19 protein-coding genes, 2 tRNA genes and 1 pseudogene are annotated in these 23,036 nt (G+C 38.4%); 10 read left to right on the top strand and 12 right to left on the bottom strand.

Annotated elements, in window-relative coordinates:
• Window positions 1-152: 152 nt before the first annotated feature.
• Entirely contained in the window at window positions 153-1,397 is a 1,245-nt protein-coding gene (locus F936_RS14055) for an NADH:flavin oxidoreductase/NADH oxidase family protein (RefSeq protein ID WP_004641875.1), read from the top strand.
• Between the two features lie 5 nt (window positions 1,398-1,402).
• On the opposite strand, the gene F936_RS14050 is transcribed toward F936_RS14055, so the two are convergent.
• Complete coding sequence (locus F936_RS14050) at window positions 1,403-2,086, bottom strand: glutathione S-transferase N-terminal domain-containing protein (RefSeq protein WP_005048299.1); 684 nt, start codon at window positions 2,084-2,086, stop codon at window positions 1,403-1,405.
• Window positions 2,087-2,302: 216 nt separating this feature from the next.
• Complete coding sequence (locus tag F936_RS14045) at window positions 2,303-4,417, bottom strand: TonB-dependent siderophore receptor (protein ID WP_005048296.1); 2,115 nt, start codon at window positions 4,415-4,417, stop codon at window positions 2,303-2,305.
• A gap of 296 nt (window positions 4,418-4,713) precedes the next feature.
• Here F936_RS14045 and F936_RS14040 point away from each other — a divergent pair.
• Window positions 4,714-5,293: pseudogene (locus F936_RS14040) on the top strand (DUF2726 domain-containing protein).
• Between the two features lie 53 nt (window positions 5,294-5,346).
• Here the strand turns inward: F936_RS14040 and F936_RS14035 are convergent.
• From F936_RS14035 to pyrC, 3 genes are all read right to left on the bottom strand, one after another.
• A tRNA-Glu gene (locus tag F936_RS14035) sits at window positions 5,347-5,422 on the bottom strand.
• Window positions 5,423-5,440: 18 nt separating this feature from the next.
• Window positions 5,441-6,103 (bottom strand): ribonuclease T, encoded by a 663-nt coding sequence (rnt, locus tag F936_RS14030; RefSeq protein WP_003652803.1) that lies wholly within the window; start codon window positions 6,101-6,103, stop codon window positions 5,441-5,443.
• Window positions 6,088-7,122 (bottom strand): dihydroorotase, encoded by a 1,035-nt coding sequence (gene pyrC / locus F936_RS14025; protein WP_004641891.1) that lies wholly within the window; start codon window positions 7,120-7,122, stop codon window positions 6,088-6,090. The genes rnt and pyrC overlap by 16 nt, the downstream gene beginning before the upstream one ends.
• A 149-nt stretch (window positions 7,123-7,271) precedes the next feature.
• Here pyrC and F936_RS14020 point away from each other — a divergent pair, with 149 nt between their 5' ends.
• Window positions 7,272-8,534, top strand: a complete 1,263-nt coding sequence (locus tag F936_RS14020) for a GGDEF domain-containing protein (protein WP_005048289.1) — start codon at window positions 7,272-7,274, stop codon at window positions 8,532-8,534.
• Window positions 8,535-8,596: 62 nt separating this feature from the next.
• On the opposite strand, the gene argG is transcribed toward F936_RS14020, so the two are convergent.
• Complete coding sequence (gene argG / locus F936_RS14015) at window positions 8,597-9,955, bottom strand: argininosuccinate synthase (protein WP_080595329.1); 1,359 nt, start codon at window positions 9,953-9,955, stop codon at window positions 8,597-8,599.
• A 445-nt stretch (window positions 9,956-10,400) separates the two neighbouring features.
• On the opposite strand from argG, the gene F936_RS14010 reads away from it, so the two are divergent.
• The 3 genes from F936_RS14010 to F936_RS14000 all read left to right on the top strand — a co-directional run bounded on the left by F936_RS14010 (window position 10,401) and on the right by F936_RS14000 (window position 13,298).
• Complete coding sequence (locus F936_RS14010) at window positions 10,401-12,431, top strand: NADPH-dependent 2,4-dienoyl-CoA reductase (protein ID WP_005048284.1); 2,031 nt, start codon at window positions 10,401-10,403, stop codon at window positions 12,429-12,431.
• An 86-nt stretch (window positions 12,432-12,517) separates the two neighbouring features.
• A tRNA-Ser gene (locus F936_RS14005) sits at window positions 12,518-12,607 on the top strand.
• A 367-nt stretch (window positions 12,608-12,974) separates the two neighbouring features.
• On the top strand, window positions 12,975-13,298 hold the full coding sequence (locus tag F936_RS14000; RefSeq protein WP_080595367.1) for a hypothetical protein: 324 nt from the start codon (window positions 12,975-12,977) through the stop codon (window positions 13,296-13,298).
• Between the two features lie 119 nt (window positions 13,299-13,417).
• Here the strand turns inward: F936_RS14000 and F936_RS13995 are convergent, their stop codons facing one another.
• Entirely contained in the window at window positions 13,418-13,684 is a 267-nt protein-coding gene (locus F936_RS13995; RefSeq protein WP_003652789.1) for a hypothetical protein, read from the bottom strand.
• A 663-nt stretch (window positions 13,685-14,347) separates the two neighbouring features.
• Between F936_RS13995 and F936_RS13990 the strand changes: the two genes are divergently transcribed.
• From F936_RS13990 to F936_RS13975, 4 genes are all read left to right on the top strand, one after another.
• Window positions 14,348-14,902: a TetR/AcrR family transcriptional regulator gene (locus tag F936_RS13990; RefSeq protein ID WP_005048278.1), complete on the top strand. Its 555-nt coding sequence runs from the start codon at window positions 14,348-14,350 to the stop codon at window positions 14,900-14,902.
• Between the two features lie 290 nt (window positions 14,903-15,192).
• A complete protein-coding gene (locus F936_RS13985) occupies window positions 15,193-15,864 on the top strand; it encodes a CsgG/HfaB family protein (protein WP_005048277.1) in 672 nt (223 codons plus the stop codon).
• A 17-nt stretch (window positions 15,865-15,881) separates the two neighbouring features.
• The gene (locus F936_RS13980) at window positions 15,882-16,250 is read left to right on the top strand and encodes a DUF4810 domain-containing protein (RefSeq protein WP_005048275.1); all 369 of its coding nucleotides are present in this window, start codon (window positions 15,882-15,884) and stop codon (window positions 16,248-16,250) included.
• Window positions 16,247-16,927 carry a DUF799 domain-containing protein gene (locus F936_RS13975; RefSeq protein ID WP_005048273.1) on the top strand — a complete coding sequence of 227 codons (681 nt, stop codon included), beginning with the start codon at window positions 16,247-16,249 and terminating at the stop codon, window positions 16,925-16,927. The genes F936_RS13980 and F936_RS13975 overlap by 4 nt, the downstream gene beginning before the upstream one ends.
• Window positions 16,928-17,084: 157 nt before the next feature.
• On the opposite strand, the gene F936_RS13970 is transcribed toward F936_RS13975, so the two are convergent.
• From F936_RS13970 to F936_RS13950, 5 genes are all read right to left on the bottom strand, one after another.
• On the bottom strand, window positions 17,085-17,444 hold the full coding sequence (locus tag F936_RS13970; RefSeq protein ID WP_004793863.1) for a C1 domain-containing protein: 360 nt from the start codon (window positions 17,442-17,444) through the stop codon (window positions 17,085-17,087).
• Window positions 17,445-17,827: 383 nt separating this feature from the next.
• Complete coding sequence (locus F936_RS13965; RefSeq protein ID WP_080595328.1) at window positions 17,828-19,186, bottom strand: amino acid permease; 1,359 nt, start codon at window positions 19,184-19,186, stop codon at window positions 17,828-17,830.
• Window positions 19,187-19,334: 148 nt separating this feature from the next.
• On the bottom strand, window positions 19,335-20,780 hold the full coding sequence (locus F936_RS13960) for an NAD(P)/FAD-dependent oxidoreductase (RefSeq protein ID WP_005048268.1): 1,446 nt from the start codon (window positions 20,778-20,780) through the stop codon (window positions 19,335-19,337).
• A gap of 18 nt (window positions 20,781-20,798) precedes the next feature.
• Complete coding sequence (locus tag F936_RS13955) at window positions 20,799-22,130, bottom strand: APC family permease (RefSeq protein WP_004641938.1); 1,332 nt, start codon at window positions 22,128-22,130, stop codon at window positions 20,799-20,801.
• A gap of 197 nt (window positions 22,131-22,327) precedes the next feature.
• On the bottom strand, window positions 22,328-23,035 hold the full coding sequence (locus F936_RS13950; protein ID WP_004641940.1) for a cache domain-containing protein: 708 nt from the start codon (window positions 23,033-23,035) through the stop codon (window positions 22,328-22,330).
• Between the last annotated feature and the right edge of the window lies 1 nt (window position 23,036).

The following is a 23,036-nucleotide window of genomic DNA, read 5'->3' as shown; positions in this document are numbered from 1 at the left end:
GGTTTGTTTTTAAATTTTATGCAAAAAGTTGCATATTTTTATATTCTTTAAAGTTGACATGTGCTATTGTCAGTTATCGATTATGACTTGACATGCCCTATAACTCGTCTAAATTAGAGTAATTGCTCTAAAAAACTAAAAAGAGGTTAACCATGAACCAGATTGCTCAACCCATCACAATTCGCAATACCACATTCAAAAACCGAATTATTAAAGGTGCAATGAGTGAGGCGCTTGCAAATTATGAAGGTCAACCAAATGACTTACATTTAGGCTTATATGGGGCATGGGCAAAAGGTGGGCTTGGCTGTGCAATCACAGGCAACGTCATGGTCAATGTGGGCGCAAAAAATGAACCCGGTGTTGTTGTTATTGAAACCGAACGGGATTTAGAGCGCTTAAAAGAGTGGGCAGCATTAGGTAAGAAATATGGAATGGTGCAGTTGATTCAATTGTCCCACCCAGGGCGTCAGTGTCCAAAAGGATTAAATAAAGAGACTGTCGCGCCGTCAGCAGTACCATTTAGCCCAGCTTTAGCGACTATGTTTGGAACGCCACGTGAACTGACTCATGATGAAATTCTAGATATCATTAATCGATTTGCAACTGCTGCTCGTATTTGTGAAAAAGCAGGTTTTGAAGGGGTGCAACTACACGGTGCGCATGGTTATTTGATTAGCCAGTTCTTATCGCCTTTAACGAATAAGCGTACCGACCAATGGGGTGGTTCAGTTGAAAACCGTACACGCTTTTTATTGGAAGTTTATAAGGCTGTTCGCGAAGCAACTTCCGAGAATTTTATCATTTCAGTCAAACTGAACTCTGCTGATTTCCAACGTGGTGGAATTACTGAAGAAGATGTAATTTCAGTATTTAAAGCGATCGATGAAGCTGGTATTGATTTGATTGAGATTTCAGGCGGCACCTATGAAGCACCTGCCATGGCTGGGGCTAAAGCTGACAAGCGCAAAACAAGTACAATTGCGCGTGAAGCTTATTTCTTAGATTTTGCTGAAAAGATCCGCCAACACGTTAAATGTAAACTCATGGTGACAGGTGGTTTTCGTACTGTAGAAGGGATGAATGCAGCACTCGCAAGTGGGGCTTGTGATTTTATTGGTATTGCGCGTCCGCTTGCAGTTGAGACTGATTTAACAGACCGTTTAATTGCAGGGCAGGACGTGCGCTATGCAGTAAAACCAATTAAAACAGGCCTACCTTTTGTTGACAAAATGGCAATTATGGAAATTATTTGGTATGCCGCTCAATTTAAGACAATTGGTAAAGGCAAAAAGCCAAATCCAAAACTTTCACCACTAGTCGTCTTTTTTAATTATGCCAAAGGCAATATTAAAGCTGTGGTAAAAGGTCGCGTGAATTCACGTAAATCTGCGTAAATTAATTACCATGCAATAGTCCAGTAAGTGTTAAATGTAGAAGCAGACCATTGTCCTTTAATTAAAGCATTCTTAAAGGCAGGTCTGTTTTCTATTTGGATAAGATAACGCTGTATATGTTTAAACTGGCTGTAATTTTGTGAGCAAGCCAGTAATGGGAACCACATCAAAATATCAGCAATAGTAAACTGATCTCCAGCAAACCATAAGTGATCCTCTAAATGTTTATCAATCATGTTCATTTGTTGTTGTAATGATTGATTAAGATAGCCTTGATCAAATCCATATTTTAAAAGTTTAGGAATGAAACGGATTGGAAAAGGTGTACGTTGCGCAATTTGGTGAAAGATTTGTTTGAGTACCAAATCGGGAATGAATGTCGCCTCACAATAATTTTTCCAATAATAAAAATTTTGGAGATGCTGGCTTAATAAATTGTTCTGTCCCAATTGGGGATGTAAATGAGATAAGTAATCTAAGATTGCTGAGGTTTCAGCTAAGATTGAAATCTCTCCTTGTTCAATGATTTCGATAGTAGGAAATTTTGATAATTGGTGGGGTGAGTTTTTATTTTCGTCTACGTCTGAATGGTATTTAATAATGAGCTCATAATTGAGTCCTAATTCTTCTAAAAACCAAATAATGCGTTGAGAATGTGAATTTTGTAGATGAAATAATCGAATTTGCATGTCATGTTCAAATTATAGTTTTGATCTATTCTTAGTATAGGACAGAAGATAACTTAAGTATAATAAAGTATTTATAAATCAAAAGATTATATTTTTTATGAGAGAAGGTCAGTAAAAAGCCACTGCCTTAAAAATGCAGTGGCTTTTTAGAGTTTGACATCCTTATGGGATTAGCACTAGGGTTATCGCCGTGAAAAGATTTTTTATATTTTCAAGTTAGAACGTATAGCTCATACCAAACTGAACAGTACGTGATTCGCCTGGATAAGCATATAAATTAAAAGCACTTTCATCATAAGTTCTATTAAAAATATTCTTCAAATCTAAATTAAGCCGAAGTTTTGGTGTTGCTTGATAGTAAGAAACTAAGTCGGTAACCGCATAACCTTTCATGGTGTAGGTGCTATTGGCTGTTTGTCCTGCGCGCTTATCAATATATTTTTGATTAACTCCTAGACCTAAACCTTGTAAAGCTCCGCCCTGAAATTCATAAATATTTAAAAGGTTAAAACTGTTCTTTGGAATATTGGCTAAAGACGTTCCTTTTTGCAAAGTGTTGTCTTTAGTCACTTCAGCATCTGTATATGCGTATCCACCAATAATTTTCCAAGCAGGTGTAATCTGACCTGCAATATTTAGCTCAATACCACGACTACGAACTTCACCAGCAGAAACCTTATAGGCTGAATCAATAGGATCGATAGTTAATACATTTTCTTTTTCAGCATAAAAAATAGCAGAGTCAACCGATAACATATTGTCTAGGGCTTGCCATTTAAAACCTAACTCGTAAGCAATGCCTTCTTCAGGGTCAAAACCTTCTCCATTGCGGCTAGCGCCAGTGTTTGGTTTAAAAGATTTTGCTGCATTACTATAGATTGAAAGATCATCACGGGCTTTAAAAACTAACCCTAAACGGGGAATAAAGGCATCGTGACTAGTATTCCAGTTTGCAGTATTTGGTAATAGGTTTTTATAGTCATGCTCATAGTGCTCAAAGCGTAAACCCAATAAAGCGCTTAAACGTTCATTTAATTCGATTTGATCTTGTACAAAAAGGGCAGTTGTTTTTAAATTTTCGTGGTCATGTGTAGTAACACGGTTAAGCTCAGGTAGCGGTTGGCCTAAAACAGGATCATTAATATTAATAGGGTAGCTACCGACATCTCCACTTGAGCGAATAATATATGACTTGTAATCATAGTTTTCATATTCAAGCCCAGTCACTAAAGTATGTGCTAAACCTAAAAGTTGGAAATTACCTGTTAGGTTAATTTGTGCATCAGTGTCTTGCCATTTTAATTCGCGGTAGTTGTAATTTCGGCCTAAAGTTTCGCCGTCATTTTGAATGCCATTTGCTTCTACTGCATAGCCATGCAATTTGCCATTTAAGTATTGCACACCCGCATTGAGCTTCCAGTCATTTCCAAGATCATGTTCGACTCGTAATTGAGTCATATTGTTATCATTGTAGATTCGGTTGTTATATTTACCTGTTTCCCACAAATATGTTTCTGGTGAACTGTTAAAAGACTTTTGTGTAGGATAACGCGTATGCCCACGATCAAGTGGATGTTGATTACGTAAAATATCGGCCTCAAAAGTGATTTTAGTTGCATCAGTCGCTTGCCATTGAATGACTGGCGCAATCCCATAACGTTTGGATTCGACATTGTCTCGATAACTATCACCACCTTCTGCAATCACATTTAGGCGATAACCAATATTTTCTGCATTTGGAATAGTGCCTGTGGTGTCTACAGTGGTGCGGTATAAACCTTCGCTGTTAAGCTGAGCACCTAAAGTGGTTTGTTGCTCAGACTTTGGTGTTTTTGAAATTAAGTTAAACGTACCGCCTGGGTCACCACGGCCATATAAGCTAGAAGAAGGGCCACGTAAAACGTCTACACGTTCAATCGTGTTGCTATCTGGTGCATTTGGATAACCACGGTTAATTGGGAATCCGTTACGATAAAATTCACCACTGGTGAAACCACGAAGGTTAAAACCAGTTAAGCCTTGACCACCAAAGTTATTCGCTCGTCCAACGCCACCAGCCAAATCAAGTGCTTCAATTAAGCGTGTCGCACCAATATCTTCAATCACCTTTTGGGTCACAACAGTGACCGATTGCGGTGTATCTTTTAATGCGATTTCACTACGTGTTGCGCTACTAGAGCTATCGACTTTGTAAGTTTGGTCAGATGCCTGGTGGGCTTTAATTTTAATCGTCGCAAGAGTCGTTGAAGAACTATCTGTTTCTGCAAAAGCAGGTGATAAACAGCAGATTTGAGCAATGCTCAGGGAGAGGAGGCGAAGCTTAAGATCCATTTAAAACCTATTTGATAATAAATATCAGTATAAAAATAAGAATTATTATAATGTAACTGCGTGTAAAAGGAATACAAAAGTAGTGATAAATCTAGACAAGTGTATTTTATTTAGAAATATGAGAATAAAAAGTATACTCAGGTGAGCTTAAATAATTATAAATTACAGTTTAAAATAGAGCATTAAATATATAAAGAACAGCTTTAAAATCAATTAAATATTTCATAGCTAATCTTTTTAAATTAGATTTTTTTGAAAATCAAGATGGTTTTTTATTTTTATCAAGGGGAAGTTTAATGTCTATGCTTATTGGTATGTTTTTGTTGGTCATAATTATATTGGCAATTTTAAGTATTTTAAAGAAAGGAGAAAGCAAGGGGGGGGAATGGAAAGCGTAATCCAATCAAAGGAAAACGTATCATTACCATGAATGAACAACCAACTTTTATGAAGTTAAAAGAAGCATTGCCTGAACATATTATTTGGGCACAAGTTGCTTTTAGCGCTTTTATGACAGCACAAGGATATGCAACACGTAATTTATTTAATCGGAAAGTAGCTGATTTTGTCGTACTAGATAAATCATTCAATATTGTTGCTATTGTTGAATTAGATGATTCTAGCCATAAAGGAAAAGAAGACTTAGATGCTGAACGAGATGCTTTAATTCGGGAAGCTGGTTTTAAAGTTATACGCTATAAAAGAACACCAGAGCTTGCACAAATATATGCTGATTTTAATATTTCGTCCGTTTCATTACCACAAGTTTCAATAGAATCAAATCCAAGTGAAACAAAAACAAAGTTTGTAGCTGATTCAATAATTATTGAAAGAGATGATCCAGCGGTACAACCTGATGAAGTAAAGTTGAAGTGAGATGATGTAATTTAAAAGATGTGATTTTTAAATGAATTTCTTATAAAAGAAATTGGCGTCCCTACGGGGATTCGAACCCCGGTTACCGCCGTGAAAGGGCGATGTCCTAGGCCTCTAGACGATAGGGACGTTGAGGATGGCGGTATCTTAAGAAGCCGCCACCAAACTGTCAAGTAGGTAAGGAGACAGTTTGTTCAAAATATAGCAAAACAGTTCAGCAGTTTTCTGAGTATCGTATAAAGCAGAGTGTGCTTCTTTACCATCGAACTCAATTCCAGCTTGTATGCAGGCTTTAGCAAGGACAGTTTGTCCAAACATAACAGCACTTAAAGTAACCGTATCCATGACTGAAAAGCTATGAAAAGGGTTCTGGTTTTTTGTGCTTGTACGTGCAATCGCTGCTTGAACAAAACCAAGATCAAAATGGGCGTTATGACCAACCAACACTGCATGGGTACAATGTTGTTGTTTACGAACTTCATTTACTGATTTAAAAATACGGCGTAATGCAGTCCGTTCATCTTCAGCCATTGCCATACGCATTGGATTGAATGGATCAATACCAATAAAGTCTAGCGAACGTCGGTCGAGGTTAGCCCCTTCGAACGGGTTGATGTGTGCATGAAATGCTGGACCAGGGACAAATTGTCCCTGAGCATCATACACAATTGGAATGCACGCAATTTCTAGCAATGCATCTGTCTGGGCATTAAAACCTGCCGTTTCAACGTCAACAACAACAGGCAAGAAGCCACGAAAACGTTGGCCAATGACCGGGACAGAGGTTTCTTGTGTCACACTTTTCTCCATTGCAGCGTTTTCCCGGCATGCAGCGGGATAATTTTTTGATCATCTAAATAATCAAAAGATTCTGGTACAAGGTTATCTTCTTTTACCAAGGTAATAGTAGAAGTATTACGTGGTAGACCGTAAAAGTCTGCACCAAAGTGGCTTGCAAAGCCTTCTAGGCGTTCTAATTTACCCACTTGGTCAAATGCTTGGGCATAAAGCTCAATCGCATTTGGTGCACTATAACAGCCCGCACAGCCACACGCATTTTCTTTTGCATCTTGCGAGTGCGGCGCACTGTCTGTACCTAAGAAAAATTTAGGATTACCACTCGTTGCAACTTCAAGCAAAGTTGTTTGGTGTGTTTGGCGCTTTAAAATTGGTAAACAATAAAAATGCGGTTTAATACCACCGACCAACATGTCATTACGGTTAAATAATAAATGCTGAGGGGTGATTGTTGCAGCAACATTACGGTCATGTTCTAAAACAAAATGAGCTGCATCGCTTGTGGTGATGTGCTCAAGTACCACTTTAAGTTTTGGAAACTGTTTTAAAAGTGGGTTGAGTACTTCATCAAGGAAACGTTTTTCACGGTCAAAAATATCGACGTGGTTATGAGTTACTTCACCATGAAGTAATAAAGGAACTTGATGCTCTTCTAATTGCTCAATAACTGCATAAACTTTACGAATGTCACTTACACCGTTATCAGAGTTGGTGGTCGCGCCAGCTGGATAAAGTTTAATTGCATTTACATGTCCAGATTCTTTAATTTTACGAACTTCGTCTGGTGAAGTGAAGTCAGTAAAATAAAGCACCATACGTGGGTCAAAATTCAGACCCTCTGGAACATGAGCAAGAATACGTTCACGGTAAGCTAATGCTTCTTCCACAGTTTTTACTGGCGGAACAAGGTTTGGCATACAGATCGCACGAGCAAACTGTTTAGCCAAATCAGGTACGGTACGTTTTAATGCTAAACCATCACGTAAATGTGCATGCCAATCATCTGGCTGGAGCAGGGTAATAGAGTTCAAGGCAGTTCAAACTTCGAAATAAAACAAATGATAATCGATAAAGTGTGAAAATGGTAACGAGAATTACGGACAAATGGCAAAATAAAGCGCAAGAGGCGTTAAAAAATAATGTTATATTTTGTTAATGTGTAAGAGGCAGGAAACGGGTAGTGGTAAATAGGGGAAATGTACATGAATTACTCAAAGCAAAAGAAGAAATAGAATATCTGGTAACTTTACATACCCATCGTTATGCCAATACAGCTTTGCCCCATCAATTAGAAAAAAAATTCTGGAGCTTAAATCTTGAGCGAACAAAACAAAATATCTCAAAATTTTTAGCAAGTGGTGTCCTAACCTATCTTATTTTTATTTTGCTAGTGCTACCCACAGACTATTTGGTGATAGGTGTACCTTACATAACTTGGGATTTTATTTACTGCATATTAAGTGCAATTAATATTGCAGGTGCGCTACTGTTATTTTGGGTATTTGCCAAGTTTAAGAAACTCTCTGAATATTTTTATATTGCTGCATGCGGGATTGTATTTTTTACCATTATTGTCAATGCAATGTTGCTTCTTAGTGTAGGAAATATCGCTCTTAAAAATCAGTCGATGTTACTACTTTCTTTTTTATATATGCTTGGCTTTATCTTGAGCGGTATAAAGCCTTTGCATATGCTTTATGTGGGTTTGATCGCAGCCATTTGTGTTTTTTCTCTATTAATTTTATTTCAAGCGGATTGTGACTATATTGCTTTGGGAAGAGCACTATTTGGTAGCTGTATTTTGGGTTTTTCAATTAGTACGATGCTCACGTCTAGAGAAAGAAGCCTTTTTTTAAATAATCAGCTTGCTGAGCTTAACGAACAGATTTTACGTATTGAGGCATCTGAGTTGCTTCATTTAAGTCAGCAGGATGCGCTCACTAAAATTTCTAATCGACGTACTTTCGATGAGATGTTCGACTTTTTTTACTATCGGGCAAAGCAAGAACAACGTCCATTGGCAGTTTTATTTATTGATATCGATTTTTTTAAAAACTATAACGATTGTTATGGACACCAGATGGGAGACAAGGTCATCTCGTCTATTGCCTCTGCAATTAAAAATTCTATTCGTCATGTTGATTTTGTTGCCCGTTATGGCGGAGAGGAGTTTGTCGTTCTTTTGCCAAAAACACCGGCTCAAGGTGCATATGCTGTGGCTGCCAATATTTATAAAGCTATAGAACGTCAAGCGATTCCTCATGCTGCATCATTGGTTTCTCAGCATGTGACTATTAGTTTAGGTTTTACTGTTTATACGGAAGGCTTAAGAGTAACTCAGGAAAATTTAATTCATGCTGCCGATCAAGCTTTATATCGGGCTAAGCAGCTTGGACGTAACCAGATTTATTATCAGCCTTTGCAGTTACCAGAAATTGCTTAAGCTCAAACGTTTAAAATAAAAAAGCCACCTTTGTAGGTGGCTTTTTTATGAGCTAAGAAAAATTATTTTTTCTTGCTATCGAGTTGTGGCACAGCAGAACCTTGACCTATTGAAAGCAAACCAGCATCTGTATAGATCTCAAGTTTTGCACGTGTATCGGTAATGTCGAGGTTACGCATAGTCAATTGACCAATACGGTCCATAGGCGAGAACATTGAATCGCCTTTTTCCATTGTTAAACGTTCAGCTTCGTACGTTAAGTTCGGAGATTCGGTGTTCATGATGGTGTAGTCATTACCACGACGAAGTTCAAGCGTAACTTCACCAGTAACAGCTTTAGCAACCCAACGCTGTGCAGTTTCACGCAACATCAGTGCTTGAGAGTCGAACCAACGACCTTGGTAAAGTAAACGACCTAAACGTAAACCGTTAATGCGGTATTGTTCGATCGTATCTTCGTTGTGAATACCAGTAACCAAACGCTCATAAGCAATATGAAGAAGAGCCATACCCGGTGCTTCATAAATACCACGAGATTTCGCTTCGATAATACGGTTTTCGATTTGGTCAGACATACCTAGACCATGACGGCCACCAATACGGTTTGCTTCAAGAATAAGCTCAACCGGATTGTCAAAAGTTTGACCGTTCAATGCAACAGGCACACCTTCTTCAAAGCGTACAGTCACTTCTTCTGGTTTGATTTCAACTTCATCTTTCCAGAAAGCAACGCCCATAATTGGGTCAACGATTTTAATACCAGCATTTAAGTATTCAAGATCTTTTGCTTCGTGAGTTGCACCCAACATGTTTGAGTCAGTTGAATACGCTTTTTCTTTTGACATTTTATAGTCAAAACCGTTGTCGATCAGGAACTGTGACATTTCAGCACGGCCACCGAGTTCATCGATGAAGTTTTGATCTAACCAAGGCTTGTAAATTTTAAGATTCGGGTTGGTCAACAAACCATAACGATAGAAACGTTCAATATCGTTACCTTTATAAGTTGAGCCGTCACCCCAGATGTTTACGTCATCTTCTTTCATTGCAGTAACTAACATTGTGCCTGTTACTGCACGACCCAATGGAGTCGTATTGAAATAAGGAACACCACCTGTACTGATATGGAATGCACCACACTGAATTGCAGCAATACCTTCGAGCGCAAGTTGTAAGCGGCAGTCAATTAAGCGAGCTTTTACAGCGCCGTATTGTTCTGCTTTCTTTGGAATTGCATCGTAGTCATCTTCATCAGGCTGGCCTAAGTTTGCAGTGTATGCATAAGGCTCTGCGCCTTTTTGTTTCATCCACAATAGAGCAGCTGAAGTGTCTAGGCCTCCGGAGAAGGCAATCCCAACTTTTTTGCCTACTGGTACATGCTGCAAGATAGTTGCATTATCAGTCATTGCTAATCCTAACATTTATAAAAAAGACCCCGTGTAGGTGGCCTCGAGAATTCTGAATGGCGGCTATTGTAGCACTATTCATGGTGCTTTTTTTGGCAAAAAAAGCATTAATTCACTTGTTCTGATTTGAAGTTTTAATTTCTTAAAAAATATAAGTTCATTTATAGAATAAGAAGAGGTGAATGAAGTATTGTTGTTCAAATAAGAAAAGACTTTTAATGACTTAAAAGAAAATAGGATGAATATGATTTGTCATCATTCTTGGCGTGATTATGCAGTTTTTATTATATAAATTGGAGAAAGAACCAGATTTCATTAGTGTTATTAAATAAAAGTAATACGATTGGTTTTTATGGATTGACCATAAGCTCCAATAAATTTCTTTACTGGGTCATCCAAAAGCGGAAAAAAAGTATTAAAGTACTATGCAACAAGTTGCAAAAAACTATTGGGACGCAGCATGACAAGTTACGCCAATCTATTAAAACCATTACATTTAGGCTTTACCACTATTAAAAACCGTGTGGTGATGGGATCCATGCATACGGGCTTAGAAGACCGTTTCTATAATTACCCTAAACTGGCTGCTTATTTTGAAGAACGTGCCAAAGGTGGGGTTGGCCTGATTGTGACAGGTGGTATTTCACCGAACCGTCAAGGGTGGTTAGCACCTGCTGGCGGAACCATGAACAGTCTATTTGATGTTCCTCAGCACCGTCTGGTAACTCATGCTGTTCATAAACATGGCTCTAAAATCTTAATGCAAATCTTGCATGCGGGCAGATATGGCTATCAACCGTTTGTTGTGTCTTCAACAGCCATTAAATCTCCAATTTCGCCGTTTAAACCACGCCAGCTTTCTGAAAAAAATATTCTCAGCACAATTGAAGATTACGCTCAGTGCGCTGACATTGCCAAAAAAGCAGGCTATGACGGTGTCGAAATTATGGGCTCGGAAGGTTATTTAATTAACCAGTTTTTAAGTAGCCACGTGAACCAGCGTACTGACCGTTGGGGAGGTGACATTGAAAACCGTATGCGTTTTCCGGTCGAGATTGTTAAAGCGATTCGTGCCAAAGTCGGCGAGAAATTTATTATTTGTTTCCGCTTGTCTTTACTCGATTTAGTTCATGACGGTAACACCATGCAAGAAGTCGTGATTGTTGCCAAAGCTTTAGAAAAGGCAGGCGTAACTTTATTAAATACGGGCATTGGCTGGCATGAAGCACGTGTACCAACCATTGTAACGTCTGTACCTCGTGCTGCTTTTGTCGATTACACAGCACATGTAAAACAACATATTTCTATTCCGATTATTGCTTCAAACCGTATTAACATGCCTGAAACTGCCGAAGAAATTTTGGCAACTGGCAAAGCAGATATGGTTCAAATGGCGCGTCCTTTATTGGCCGATGCATTTTGGGTAAATAAAACAGCGACTAACCGCGTTGATGAAATTAATACCTGTATTGCTTGTAACCAAGCGTGTTTAGACCATGCTTTTAAAAATAAGCGCGTGTCTTGTTTAGTGAACCCACGTGCAGGCCATGAAACAGAACTGGTGTATTTAAAAACCAAGCAGCCTAAACGTATTGCTGTTGTCGGTGGCGGGGTTGCGGGTATGTCAGCAGCAACCGTTGCAGCGAGCCGTGGTCATGCGGTCACTTTATTTGAAGCGACTTCAGATGTGGGTGGTCAGTTTAACTTTGCCAAGGTGGTGCCGGGTAAAGAAGAATTTCACGAAACGATTCGCTATTTTAAAGTCCAACTCGAAAAAACTGGGGTAGATGTACGTTTAAATACTCGCGTGAACCGTGAGCAGCTTGAACGTGAAGGTTTTGGTGAAGTGATTGTTGCAACAGGCGTAATCCCTCGTGCATTAAAAATTGAAGGAAGCAATGCGCCACAAGTTCTTTCTTATGCTCAGGTTTTAAAAGGTGCAGAAGTTGGGCAAAAAGTTGCAGTGATTGGTGCGGGTGGTATTGGTTTTGATGTATCGGAATTCTTACTTAAACCTCCACATCAACCACAGCCTCAACCTTTAGCCGAGTGGCAACGTGAATGGGGCGTAGACCCAGATCCTAACTATATTTCTGAAGGTGGTATGCAACCACCAGTAGTTGAACTTCCTGTTCGCCAGATTTACTTACTGCAACGTAAGACAACACCTCTAGGTATTGGCCTTGGTAAAACTTCAGGTTGGGTACATCGTGCACAGCTTAAAAAGCATGGCGTACGTATGCTCCGTGGTGTGCAATATAAAGCGGTCACTGATGAAGGGCTTTGGATTGAGCATAATGGTCAAGACCAGCTTTTACGTGTCGATACGATTGTGGTGTGTGCGGGTCAAGAGTCAGTAAAAGACTTGATGCCAAAAGAAGGTGAGTCGACTATAGCTAACTACTACATTATTGGTGGTGCAAAGCTCGCAGCGGAGCTAGATGCGAAGCGTGCGATCAAAGAAGGAGCAGAATTAGCTGCTCGATTGTAATATTTGATGAAACAATACGCACTTGAACACAAAGCGATGATATTTTTCTTGAATAAAATGAATAAGCTTTGTATTCTTACGCACATGGAAGCGTGGCAGAGCGGTTTAATGCACCGGTCTTGAAAACCGACGAGGGTGTGAGTCCTCCGTGAGTTCGAATCTCACCGCTTCCGCCAAATTCGAAAAGCCCCTGTTAAAAGCAGGGGCTTTTTTTATGTGTATGTTTTTTAGTACTTAGCAACCCATATAAAAATTTGGATTGAGTTGGGCAGAATTAGATTTCAGTTTAATTTTATATTTTGTAGTTAATTGCACCCTCATAATGGTCAATATCTTGTAATTGTTTGAAGAATCCTTTCGGGTCAACTATTGCTGCTATATGTATAATTATGGGTAAATAGCTCCTTATAATACTAACCCCTTTGCATTCCTAACTGGCAAAGTAAAATCGATCTCGGTATACGCTGAATTTAAATTAATAGATATGGATAGTTCATGAATTTAATAAATCACTGTAGTAAATTATTTCTTGCAATTTTTCTTATGATGAATCTTTCAAATACATATGCAGCAAAGATACAGACTGTAGATGCTGAAGTGCAAGAGAGTGCTGTAGACGCAATGGAAGCAGCTGGAGCAGAAGCTGTAGAGGTTGGTGAAGAAGAGGCTGCATGCCGTGCTGACGAGGCTTGTGATGTTGCATCTGCTGTTTCTGAGGATGAAATGTATGGTGGAATTCAACAGGAATATGTCGTAAAAGGCTGTAAGGTAACAATCTACAATGATGGGCCTGTGAAAATGGTCAATGTAAAGACGGATCAACCATGTGATGCTCCACTTCCTAAAGACCATAAATTTTCTAGATAGAGCCTGTTAAATTATTTTTCAAAGCTAAGTCACGGTTATTGGGCTTAGCTTTTTTTATTTAGAATGTTGTTTTAATTTAATCATCTTATAATTTGGGGTATAAATTTTCGCTAAAAAACTCATTGATTCCAATAAGTACTAAACATTTCTTTAATGCCAATTTCATCTTCCATATATTTATTAGGAGATATTTTTAACCCAACACCACTTAAATATATTACTGCTTTCCATAGGAGTTCCTCTTTAATAGGAGGATCAAAAATTAAGTCTTGGTTATCCAGTGCATTCATTCTTTTTCTTGCCCATTCTTCAGCATCGTCTCGGCTGATTTTATGGTTTAATAGATCATTGAATACTTGTTGTACATCTAATAAAGATATTTTCATTTCATTGTTTTCCATTTTTTATATTCTATTCTTACCCACCGCAACTAATATATCTATATAAATTTCAATACCGTTATAAACCCTTCTTTAACAATAACGGACTCATTATTTACCCTTACTTTTTAATGATCTATTTTAAAGCAAATGTCGTTTTGTGTGCTTGACTGCAATAGGGTAGAGCACTATCCTTTGCCTGCTGGCCACATTGCCAGTCGGTTGTCGCAGACCGTCTCATAGAAGCATTAAAGGTTTTATACTTTTAGTGTGTACACCCTCGCGCCCCCTCTATGGTGGAACGGAGGGGGACACCTTTGGGTGTGCTGGATCTATGACCAGTCTGCGAACCCCTTTCGTTCTGCCACCATAATTTTAATGTTTTGGCAGAACTCCCAATAAAAAGGAGTTGGCTTTGCACATTCATTATTTCTTGGCAGCCTTTGCCAAAAGCTATAACGACACAACTTAAACTTTTATAGCAGTTTGAAAGTCACTAGGCTTTTCGGACTTTAAATCTTTATCACTTAAAACTTAATCAACAATAAAACTTGAGATGTGCCAAGCACAGTCTTTACGGCTTTGCTATACCTTTTATTTGTTTAAAAAAGAGTGAAGGCATTTTTATCTCATTTATATACAACAAGAATTTTTTATAACGGTAAAACTATGCCACATTCAGATCTCCCATTTCGTGCTTTAAGTGTGCTTCACACTTCCCGATATCTGTTTAACAACTATGGCTTTCATAATGTCGGGGTCGACCGAATTATTGAGTCAGCAAAAGTTCCCAAAGCCACTTTTTATAATTACTTTCACTCAAAAGAAAGGCTAATTGAAATGAGCCTGACTTTCCAAAAAGATGGTCTTAAACAAGAAGTGCTTTCAATCATTTATGTTCAAAAAGACTTAACTCTGCTTGAAAAGCTTCGCAAAATTTACTTTTTACATGCCGATTTAGACGGGCTTTATCATTTGCCTTTTAAAGCTATTTTTGAGATTTCAAAAACACATCCCAAGGCATATCAGGTAGTCGTTGATTATCGAAACTGGTTCATTAATGAAATCTATAATTTGCTTTTAACCACCAATGCAAATGCTTCAAAACCTGATGCTCACATGTTCTTGTTTGTGATAGATGGGGCAATGGTTCAGCTTTTAGATCCGAACAAGCCCGATGAAAGAGAAAGGTTGTTAGATTATTTTTTAATTACTTTGGGGTAAGTTAGATGAGGATATAGGTAAGGAAAGATACTAAAAAGCTTAACTAAGGCCAGTAATAATTGCTGCTCGATTTATTATTATATTTATAATATTTTATAAGATTGCTTGCACACATATATCACTGTAACCAAATTCAAAAAGCTCCTATAAAAATAGGAGTTTTTTATTAATTAAATATTTCTAAAATAAAAATAGCATTTTTTACTCATTGGTTAAATTGCTGGATTGTTTGACAGTCTTTTTGTATATAATATGTATTCTTTATATTTTGTAACCATTATAGAGTAAACATGAAAAAAATATTAATCATTACTACTTTGAGTTCTTTCAGTTTAATTGCATGTTCAACTACTGAAACTTCAAGAACGATCCAAAGCCCACAAGTAGCTGTAGCTACATCTCAAATTAAATATACCGGAGTAAAAGCTCCAGTTTCTATTGGTAAATTTGATAATCGCTCTAGTTATATGAGAGGTGTTTTCTCTGACAATGTAGATCGTCTAGGTGGGCAGGCGAAAACTATTCTTGAGACACATTTACAGCAAACTGGTTATTTTACAGTTTTAAATCGCGATAATTTATCTGAAATTAAACAAGAAGTTGGTTATAGCAATACAAGCCAATCTATTAAAGGCGCTCGTTATGTCATTACTGGTGACGTATCTGAATTTGGTCGTAAAGAAGTAGGCGATCAGCAATTATTTGGTATTTTAGGTCGCGGTAAAGAGCAAGTTGCTTATGCAAAAGTTAATTTAAATGTTGTTGATGTAAAAACATCAGAAGTTGTGCATTCCGTACAGGGTGCAGGTGAATATGCATTAGGTGCTCGTGAAGTATTAGGTTTTGGCTCTACAGCTTCTTATGATTCTACTTTAAATGGCAAAGTACTCGATTTAGCTGTTCGTGAAGCAGTTAATAATCTTGTGACAGATATTCAAAATAACCGTTGGTCAGTTCAATAATTTTGGATATGTGTTAGATGAAAAAAATTCTTTTAAGCAGTTTTCTTGCTATGGGATTGGTGGGTTGCGCCGCTGGTCCTCAACCTTTATATAATTGGGGAACTTATACTCATCAAACTTATTTGATGTATAACGCACCTGAGAAAGCTACACCAAGTTCGCAAATCACAAAATTAGAAGCTGAAATTGAAAAAACTAAAGGTAAGGGCTTAGCCGTTCCACCAGGTTTATATGCTCATTTGGGATTATTATATTTGCAAGAAAATAATTCTCAAAAAGCAATCGAGTATTTCCAGCTTGAACGTCAAGTATATCCAGAGTCTACGGTTTTAATGGATCGTTTATTGCAAAAAATGAATGCTAATGGTGGGAATACAAAATCATGATTAAGAAATTTTTAATTGCTGGTTTGGTTATTTCTAGCCTTGCATTTACGGGATGTGCTGTTACTCCACCGCCGAATAAAGATATTACGGCTTATAAAGCGCATATGCCAAAATCGATTTTGGTATTGCCGCCAGTCAATGATTCGCCTGATGTAAAAGCGACTTATAGTTATTGGCCTACTGTGGTGGCGCCTGTTGCAGAAGCTGGCTATTACGTTTTTCCAATCTCTGTTGTAGACAATATGTTTAAAGAGAATGGTGTTACTAATGGCAGCGATGCTCAGTCTATTGCACCTCAGAAATTACAAGAGATTTTTGGTGCAGATGCTGCTTTATATATTCGAATTAAAGAATATGGCTCTAAATATCAAGTCATTCAAAGTGTCGCGACAGTAAGTGCTGATGCAAAGCTTGTTGATTTAAAAACTGGAGATGTGATTTGGACAGGTGAGAAAAAACTTGTTCAAGCAAGTAATGATGGCAACGCGGGTTTAATCGGAATGGTCGTCGGTGCTTTAGTTGAACAGATTGCTGGCAGCTTTAATGATCGGGCTTATCCATTATCAAGTATGGTAAATACTCAACTTTTTACCCCGACGACTTATAATCCGGGTATGGGGTTGTTATATGGTCCACGTTCACCAAAGTATCAACAAGATGGTGTTGTAGCTAAGTAAATTAAATTCTTATCTAAAGTGTTAATTTATTGAAAATAGGCTGCTTCATATATTAATGATATGGAGCGCTATATAAAAAATTATTATTCCAGATGGTTTCTAAATTTTTTGGTTAAGCAGGAGAGCTAGAGCAACTAGTTCTCCTACTTAATTCGATCTACTTCTTTTGTTTAAAACGGTATTTGCATTTTAAGCAGCGGTAGTCCTGAAAAATGTTCTTGTCGATCATCACACCCGCTTTTTTACCAAAAATATTACCCACCACACCGCCAGTGATTCCTGCACTAATTGCACCGACAAAAGTTCCTACAGTTCCGCCAACAATCACACCTAAAGGACCAGCAATCGTACCAATCGCTGCTCCAACAGAAGCGCCAGTTGCCGCACCACCTACAGTACCTGCCGTTGTGCCAGCAGCTGTTAGTAAAACACCGCCAGTTGTTCTAAGTAATTTGTCATGGTCACGTGCTTCAACTTCGGTAGAACCACACTTAGGACATTGCAGAGCTTTTTCCATAAAATTTCCTGTCTTTCATCATTGAGTGACACAGTTGACGGCGCTAAATCAGTAAAGTGGGTAAAGAACCTGTCTTTCTTTCGATGAAGTGTCTTTTGCCTATTGAGTGATTGCAACAATAAACTGGTCTGCTTTGATTTTAGCTGAACATGAGTGCAAATATTTATAGATCATGTAAACACTTGTACTTTAATAATTATCCCATTAAATACCAATGTTTAGAATGACTAAGGGTTACATATCAATGTGTCTAGCAGAGAGCTATTCAATAATGATGAATAGAATGTGAATGGTTTTGCGAGTAGATTTTCTGAAGTTACTTAGGGTGGTGAGCTGTTAAATGATAAAAGGCTTATCCTGTTTGAATAAGCCTTCTTTGAATATTAGAGTGCTTTTTTCCAACTTAAAAATTTATATAGCCCAAACATGAAAGTGATCCAGATCGGAAGTAAAATCACCGATTTTTCAAATCCTTGAGTCCACATAATATATAAAATCATGCCAATGAAAATTAAAACAATATAGTTACTCAAAGGCGAAAATAGCGCAGGAAATTTGATAGCTTTACCTTCAAGTTTCATCGCACGTTTAAACTTTAAATGGGTAAAGCTAATAATTGCCCAGTTTAAAACCAAAGCGGCTACGGCCATGTACATGAGATAGCTTAGCGCTTCTTCTGGTACGAAATAGTTAAGCAATACACAACCAAAAATCAAAATAGAAGAGAAGATAACAGCAGCTTTAGGAACACCTTGTTTGCTCACTTGTGCAAAAACTTTTGGAGCATGGCCCTGTACTGCAAGCCCATATAGCATACGGCTGTTGGCATACATGCCGCTGTTATAAACCGAAAGCGCAGCAGTCAAAATAATAAAGTTGAGTAAATGTGCAGCCCAACCAATGCCAAGCTGGCTAAAAATCATGACAAATGGACTTTTATCTAAACCACCGAGGTCAAGCTGATTCCACGGAATAAGTGACATAATGATGGCAAGTGAAGCCACATAAAAAATCAAGATTCGAAAGATGACTTGGTTGATCGCTTGTGGAATGCTTTTTTCTGGATTTTCAGCTTCAGCAGCAGTCATCCCAATCAGTTCAATGCCGCCAAAGGCGAACATTAAAAAGGCGAGCATATAAAACAGGCCCGAAAACCCATGCGGGAAAAATCCACCATGCTGCCATAGGTTTGCAAAGCTAGCGATAGAGTCACTACCCGCAGTAACCAATAAATATAAGCCAAATACAATCATCGAAATGACAGCAGCGACTTTAATAATGGCTAACCAAAATTCGGATTCGCCATAAAATTTAACATTGCCCAAGTTCAAACATGTGACTAGAACAAAGAAAAATAAAGCTGATATCCAAGCGGGAATATGGGGCCACCAGTAATGCACATATTTAGCAACAGCTGTTAGTTCTGTCATTGCAACGAGAATATAGACCACCCAATAGTTCCAGCCCGATAAAAACCCGGGGAATCTTCCCCAATATTTTTGTGCAAAGTAACTAAAAGAGCCGACTACAGGTTCTTCTACGATCATTTCACCCATTTGGCGCATAATTAAAAATGCAACCAAACCGACAATGGCATAACCTAAAATGATTGAAGGACCAGCGGACTGGATGACTTGTGCAGAGCCTAAAAATAAACCTGTCCCGACAGCACCACCCATAGCGATTAACTGGATGTGACGATTTTTAAGTCCACGTTTTAATTGGGAAGATGAGTTGCTCAAAATATATGCGCTGAATTAAAAAGCTGGCGCTATTGTAATAGATTGGTTAGGGATAACCTAGTTTGAAAAGAATTTTACTCAGTTAAATAAAAAAGGATCCGTATAAAGCTATACGAATCCTTTTTCTGAAAATTAGTGGTTCTATAAATTAGAAAGACACCATTTTGCCGGGGTTCAGCATTGCACCGATGCCATACATGCTTTTTGCGAGCGGAATAACAACGGGTGCAAGGGTACGACCAAACATAATATTTTGGTGGTCAATTTTAGATAACATTTCGAAGTCGTTAGATTGCCCAACAAAGTCATTCGCAATGGCTTTACCAATGCGGACTGTCTGTGCAACGCCGTGACCACTCCAGCCGTGAACAGCATAAATCGGGAACTTATTGCCAAACTTACGGCTATCGACTGCACCATTTACCGTTAAATCAGTCGTTCCACTCCAGACAAAATCCATCTCTAGATTTTTAACTTGAGGGAACACCGTATGAATTCGATGCTCTAGGTAATTTAAAGTTTTCTCTGGACCCCAACACGTTCCAGTGCCCTGACCACCAAACAGTAAACGGTTGTTAAACACAGGGCGGTAGTAATCAATCTGGAACTGAGTGTCATAAACCGGATGTCCAAATGGCAGAAGCTCTTTTGTATCAAGCTCTAGAGGAGCGGTGGTTGCAACATAAGTATAAAATGGAATAGTGGTATTGTTTTGTTCTGATAAAAGTTTAAAAGAAGCATGGTGAACTGCCAAAACTACAGACTTTTTAGCTTTCACAACAGCATTTGCTGTTTGAACATAAATACCATCTGCCTTTTCTTCTATTGAAATGACTTCTGTTTGCTCATAAACAGAACCGCCATTTTGGCAAAAGCCATAAATTAAGCCACGGTTTAAAGCTAAAGGATGAATTTGTCCACCCAACTCATCAATTAAACCACCCGTATAGTAGTCTGACTTAATATAGTCCATGAGTTCGTGTTTACCCACAATGCGGGTATGGTCTTCACCTAAGTATTTTCGTGCATCGGCGCCTTGGGTCAGACCCACTAAATGTCCTTCGTGAACGGCGGCAGTAATGTGGCCATATTTTCGGTCAAAGTTGAGCTGGTATTTTTCTGAGATGTCATCAATGAGTTTCATCGCTTCCGTAGAGGTAAAATGCCAAAGTTTTTTTGCATCTTCATAACCTAATCGATCGGCCATTTCTTGAGCTTCCCAGCGTGCCAAACCAGGGGTGAGTTGTCCGCCATTTCTGCCAGAGGCTGCACTGCCAATACGGTTTTTTTCTAATAAGACAGTATCTACGCCTTGTTCAGCTAAATGTAAGGCTGTCGATGAACCTAATAAACCACCGCCAATAACCACCACATCGCATTCAATATCAGCTTGTAAACTGTCAAATGTATGCCAATCAGAAAGTGAGCTTTCATAGTAGTTTGCTGGATTATCTACTGATGTACCTTCTACCGTTGTTGTGTCAAATTTTGCATGTTTCGGATTTAACCAGCTCCATTCTTTGCCCACTTGTAGAGATTTACTTGGTTTATATTGCACGTCTTTTAAAAACTGGGGTTTAGAAATAATATTCATGATGAAGTTCCTTAAAAATTAATAAGCATTACTAATTGCAATACTTTGTTTTTTAATCGTTTTATAGATAAATAAAAGAATGCCTAAAGATAACCAGAAACATCCGAAAGTCAGTGAAGATGAGTCAAGGTTAAGCCAGAGGCAAATAATGCTGATCACAGAGATAAGCGGTAAAAATAGGTTTAGAAATTTATTTTTAAACCCTGAGCGCTGTTTATCTTTAATATAAAATTTCATAAAAACTGAGAAGTTTACGGCTGTAAAAGCGACTAGAGCACCAAAGCTGATAAGGCTTACGACTTGTGCTAAATCTAGAAAAACCGCCGACATTGAAATAAGACCAACAAATAAAACCGAGAAAAATGGTGTACCTAAGGAGATATGAATTGTCCCAAAATACTTTTTAGGAAAAATATTGTCAGTGCCCATTATATACAGTAAACGTGAAGCACTGGCATGTGAGGCTAGGCCAGAGGCAACAGTGTTCATAATTTGCCCGCATAAGAATATGGACTGGAAAAAAGCCCCGCCGACATAAAGCACAATTTCAGGAAGCGCTTCAGTAGGGTGCTGAAAGCGAAGATTGTTTGGAAAATAAAGTTGAATAAACCAAGCTGCTGTGAAGAAAATAAGTCCACCCGCAAGAGTCGTTAACATGACTGCGCGGGGAATATTTTTGGTGGGTTGTTTGGTTTCATTTGAAAGCGTTGTGACTGCATCAAAACCTAAAAATGAAAAGCACAAAACTGAGGCACCCGCAACGAGTGGTAGTAACGATTGGTGCTCATGCCAGAGGGGAGCCAAGGTAAGCACATGCTCATAACCTTGAGTCGAGCCAATACCCTTAATCACTAAATAGACAAAAATAACCATGAGTATGATGGGTGCAAACACAAACAATAGACTCAAATTGGCAAGTAAGCGAATGCGGAAACAATTCACTAAAGTGACTAGGCTCGCCGATACAAGCACCCAAAACCAGTAAGGCAGACTTGGAATGAGGGCAGTGAGATAAATTGCGGCAAGCAAAACATTAATGAGTGGTAATAACAGATAGTCGAGTAGGGAGCACCAACCGACAAAAAATCCACTTTTAGGGCCTAGGCTTTCAGCAGTATAGCTATATGCCGAGCCTGATTTTTCTGAAGTTTTACTGAATCTTGCATAGCTCCAAGCGGTGAGTAACATGGCACCAAGTGCGAGTAAATATGCAAGTGGCACGTGACCATTGGTAATTCCAGAGACAATGCCGAAAGTATCAAACACTGTCATTGGCGTCATGTAGGCAATACCAATAATCGTGACTTGCCAAAGAGACAGTTTTTTTAAGGAAGACGTTTTATTTTCCATGTCATTTCAACCTCAAATTTCGTTGTTTTGCTTTTCATCCGGAAAAGCGATGCTATTTTTGAGCCAAAACTTCCCCAAGACCTGAATGAGCAAGTCTGTTTGAAGAAAGTTTGAACAAAAGCCAGAGGCTTCAGGTGCTGTTTCGCCTTGGTAATGTCCTAAAGTAAGGTCAAATATTTAGTATTTTTGACTTTGCTCTAGATAACGACCAATTGAAAAGATTGACACGGTCGTGAGAGAACCTGCTCGGGGCTTTGTTCTCTAAATAATGTGCCTGTCCTGATCGTGACGTCATTTGACGTAATGACTCGAGAAGAATCGTTGATCACGATTGCTTTTTGCTTAATGTTTTTAAGCTTCGGCATGAGAAGTTTTTCGAGTGAGGAAACTAAAATATCGGTGGCAATCACACCGATAAATTGATCACGAATCATGACTGGGTGGGCAAGGGTGATGGTGTATGCACCATTACAAATATAATCGACATAAGGTCCATGGATGCACGGACTTTTATTTTGAGCAGGTTTATGGAACCATTCGAATGAGCGAAAATCTAAAAATCGCTGAGCATTTTGATAGTTTTCAAGTTTGGCTTGTTGTAACTGATCTTCTTTTTTATACCACCATTCGAGTGTCCAATAATCTTGTTCTTCTTGCGTTGCAGGGCTATAACTTGCAAAGCCGATACCTTGACTGTAATGGCTTTCCTGTAGTGCCTTTTTAATTTCCTTTTGCAAAGCTGAACGTTCTGAACCGGAAAGCTTAATATCTTTTGTTTTTTCAGGTTCATGTTTTGACAGAATTTTGCTCGCTTTAGTTGCCAGCTTTTCTGTAATGGCTGTCGTTTCTTCAACCACCGTCTTTAACAAATTTTGAAGCTCTTCTATATCTAAATGTTGGGTCATT

Source organism: Acinetobacter calcoaceticus DSM 30006 = CIP 81.8 (assembly GCF_000368965.1).
Taxonomy (GTDB): Bacteria; Pseudomonadota; Gammaproteobacteria; order Pseudomonadales; family Moraxellaceae; genus Acinetobacter; species Acinetobacter calcoaceticus.
The sequence above is the reverse complement of the archived record's forward strand: the minus strand, read 5'-3'. Positions and strand labels throughout refer to the sequence as shown.

Coding starts and splice junctions, on each gene's coding strand:
- F936_RS14045 (WP_005048296.1), bottom strand. CDS start 4,417: ATGGATCTTAAGCTTCGCCTCCTCTCCCTGAGCATTGCTCAAATCTGC.
- F936_RS13960 (WP_005048268.1), bottom strand. CDS start 20,780: ATGAATATTATTTCTAAACCCCAGTTTTTAAAAGACGTGCAATATAAA.
- F936_RS14050 (WP_005048299.1), bottom strand. CDS start 2,086: ATGCAAATTCGATTATTTCATCTACAAAATTCACATTCTCAACGCATT.
- F936_RS14055 (WP_004641875.1), top strand. CDS start 153: ATGAACCAGATTGCTCAACCCATCACAATTCGCAATACCACATTCAAA.
- F936_RS14000 (WP_080595367.1), top strand. CDS start 12,975: ATGATGAATCTTTCAAATACATATGCAGCAAAGATACAGACTGTAGAT.
- F936_RS14010 (WP_005048284.1), top strand. CDS start 10,401: ATGACAAGTTACGCCAATCTATTAAAACCATTACATTTAGGCTTTACC.
- F936_RS13985 (WP_005048277.1), top strand. CDS start 15,193: ATGAAAAAAATATTAATCATTACTACTTTGAGTTCTTTCAGTTTAATT.
- F936_RS13975 (WP_005048273.1), top strand. CDS start 16,247: ATGATTAAGAAATTTTTAATTGCTGGTTTGGTTATTTCTAGCCTTGCA.
- F936_RS13980 (WP_005048275.1), top strand. CDS start 15,882: ATGAAAAAAATTCTTTTAAGCAGTTTTCTTGCTATGGGATTGGTGGGT.
- F936_RS13950 (WP_004641940.1), bottom strand. CDS start 23,035: ATGACCCAACATTTAGATATAGAAGAGCTTCAAAATTTGTTAAAGACG.
- F936_RS13995 (WP_003652789.1), bottom strand. CDS start 13,684: ATGAAAATATCTTTATTAGATGTACAACAAGTATTCAATGATCTATTA.
- F936_RS13990 (WP_005048278.1), top strand. CDS start 14,348: ATGCCACATTCAGATCTCCCATTTCGTGCTTTAAGTGTGCTTCACACT.
- F936_RS13970 (WP_004793863.1), bottom strand. CDS start 17,444: ATGGAAAAAGCTCTGCAATGTCCTAAGTGTGGTTCTACCGAAGTTGAA.
- F936_RS13955 (WP_004641938.1), bottom strand. CDS start 22,130: ATGGAAAATAAAACGTCTTCCTTAAAAAAACTGTCTCTTTGGCAAGTC.
- argG (WP_080595329.1), bottom strand. CDS start 9,955: ATGTTAGGATTAGCAATGACTGATAATGCAACTATCTTGCAGCATGTA.
- rnt (WP_003652803.1), bottom strand. CDS start 6,103: ATGGAGAAAAGTGTGACACAAGAAACCTCTGTCCCGGTCATTGGCCAA.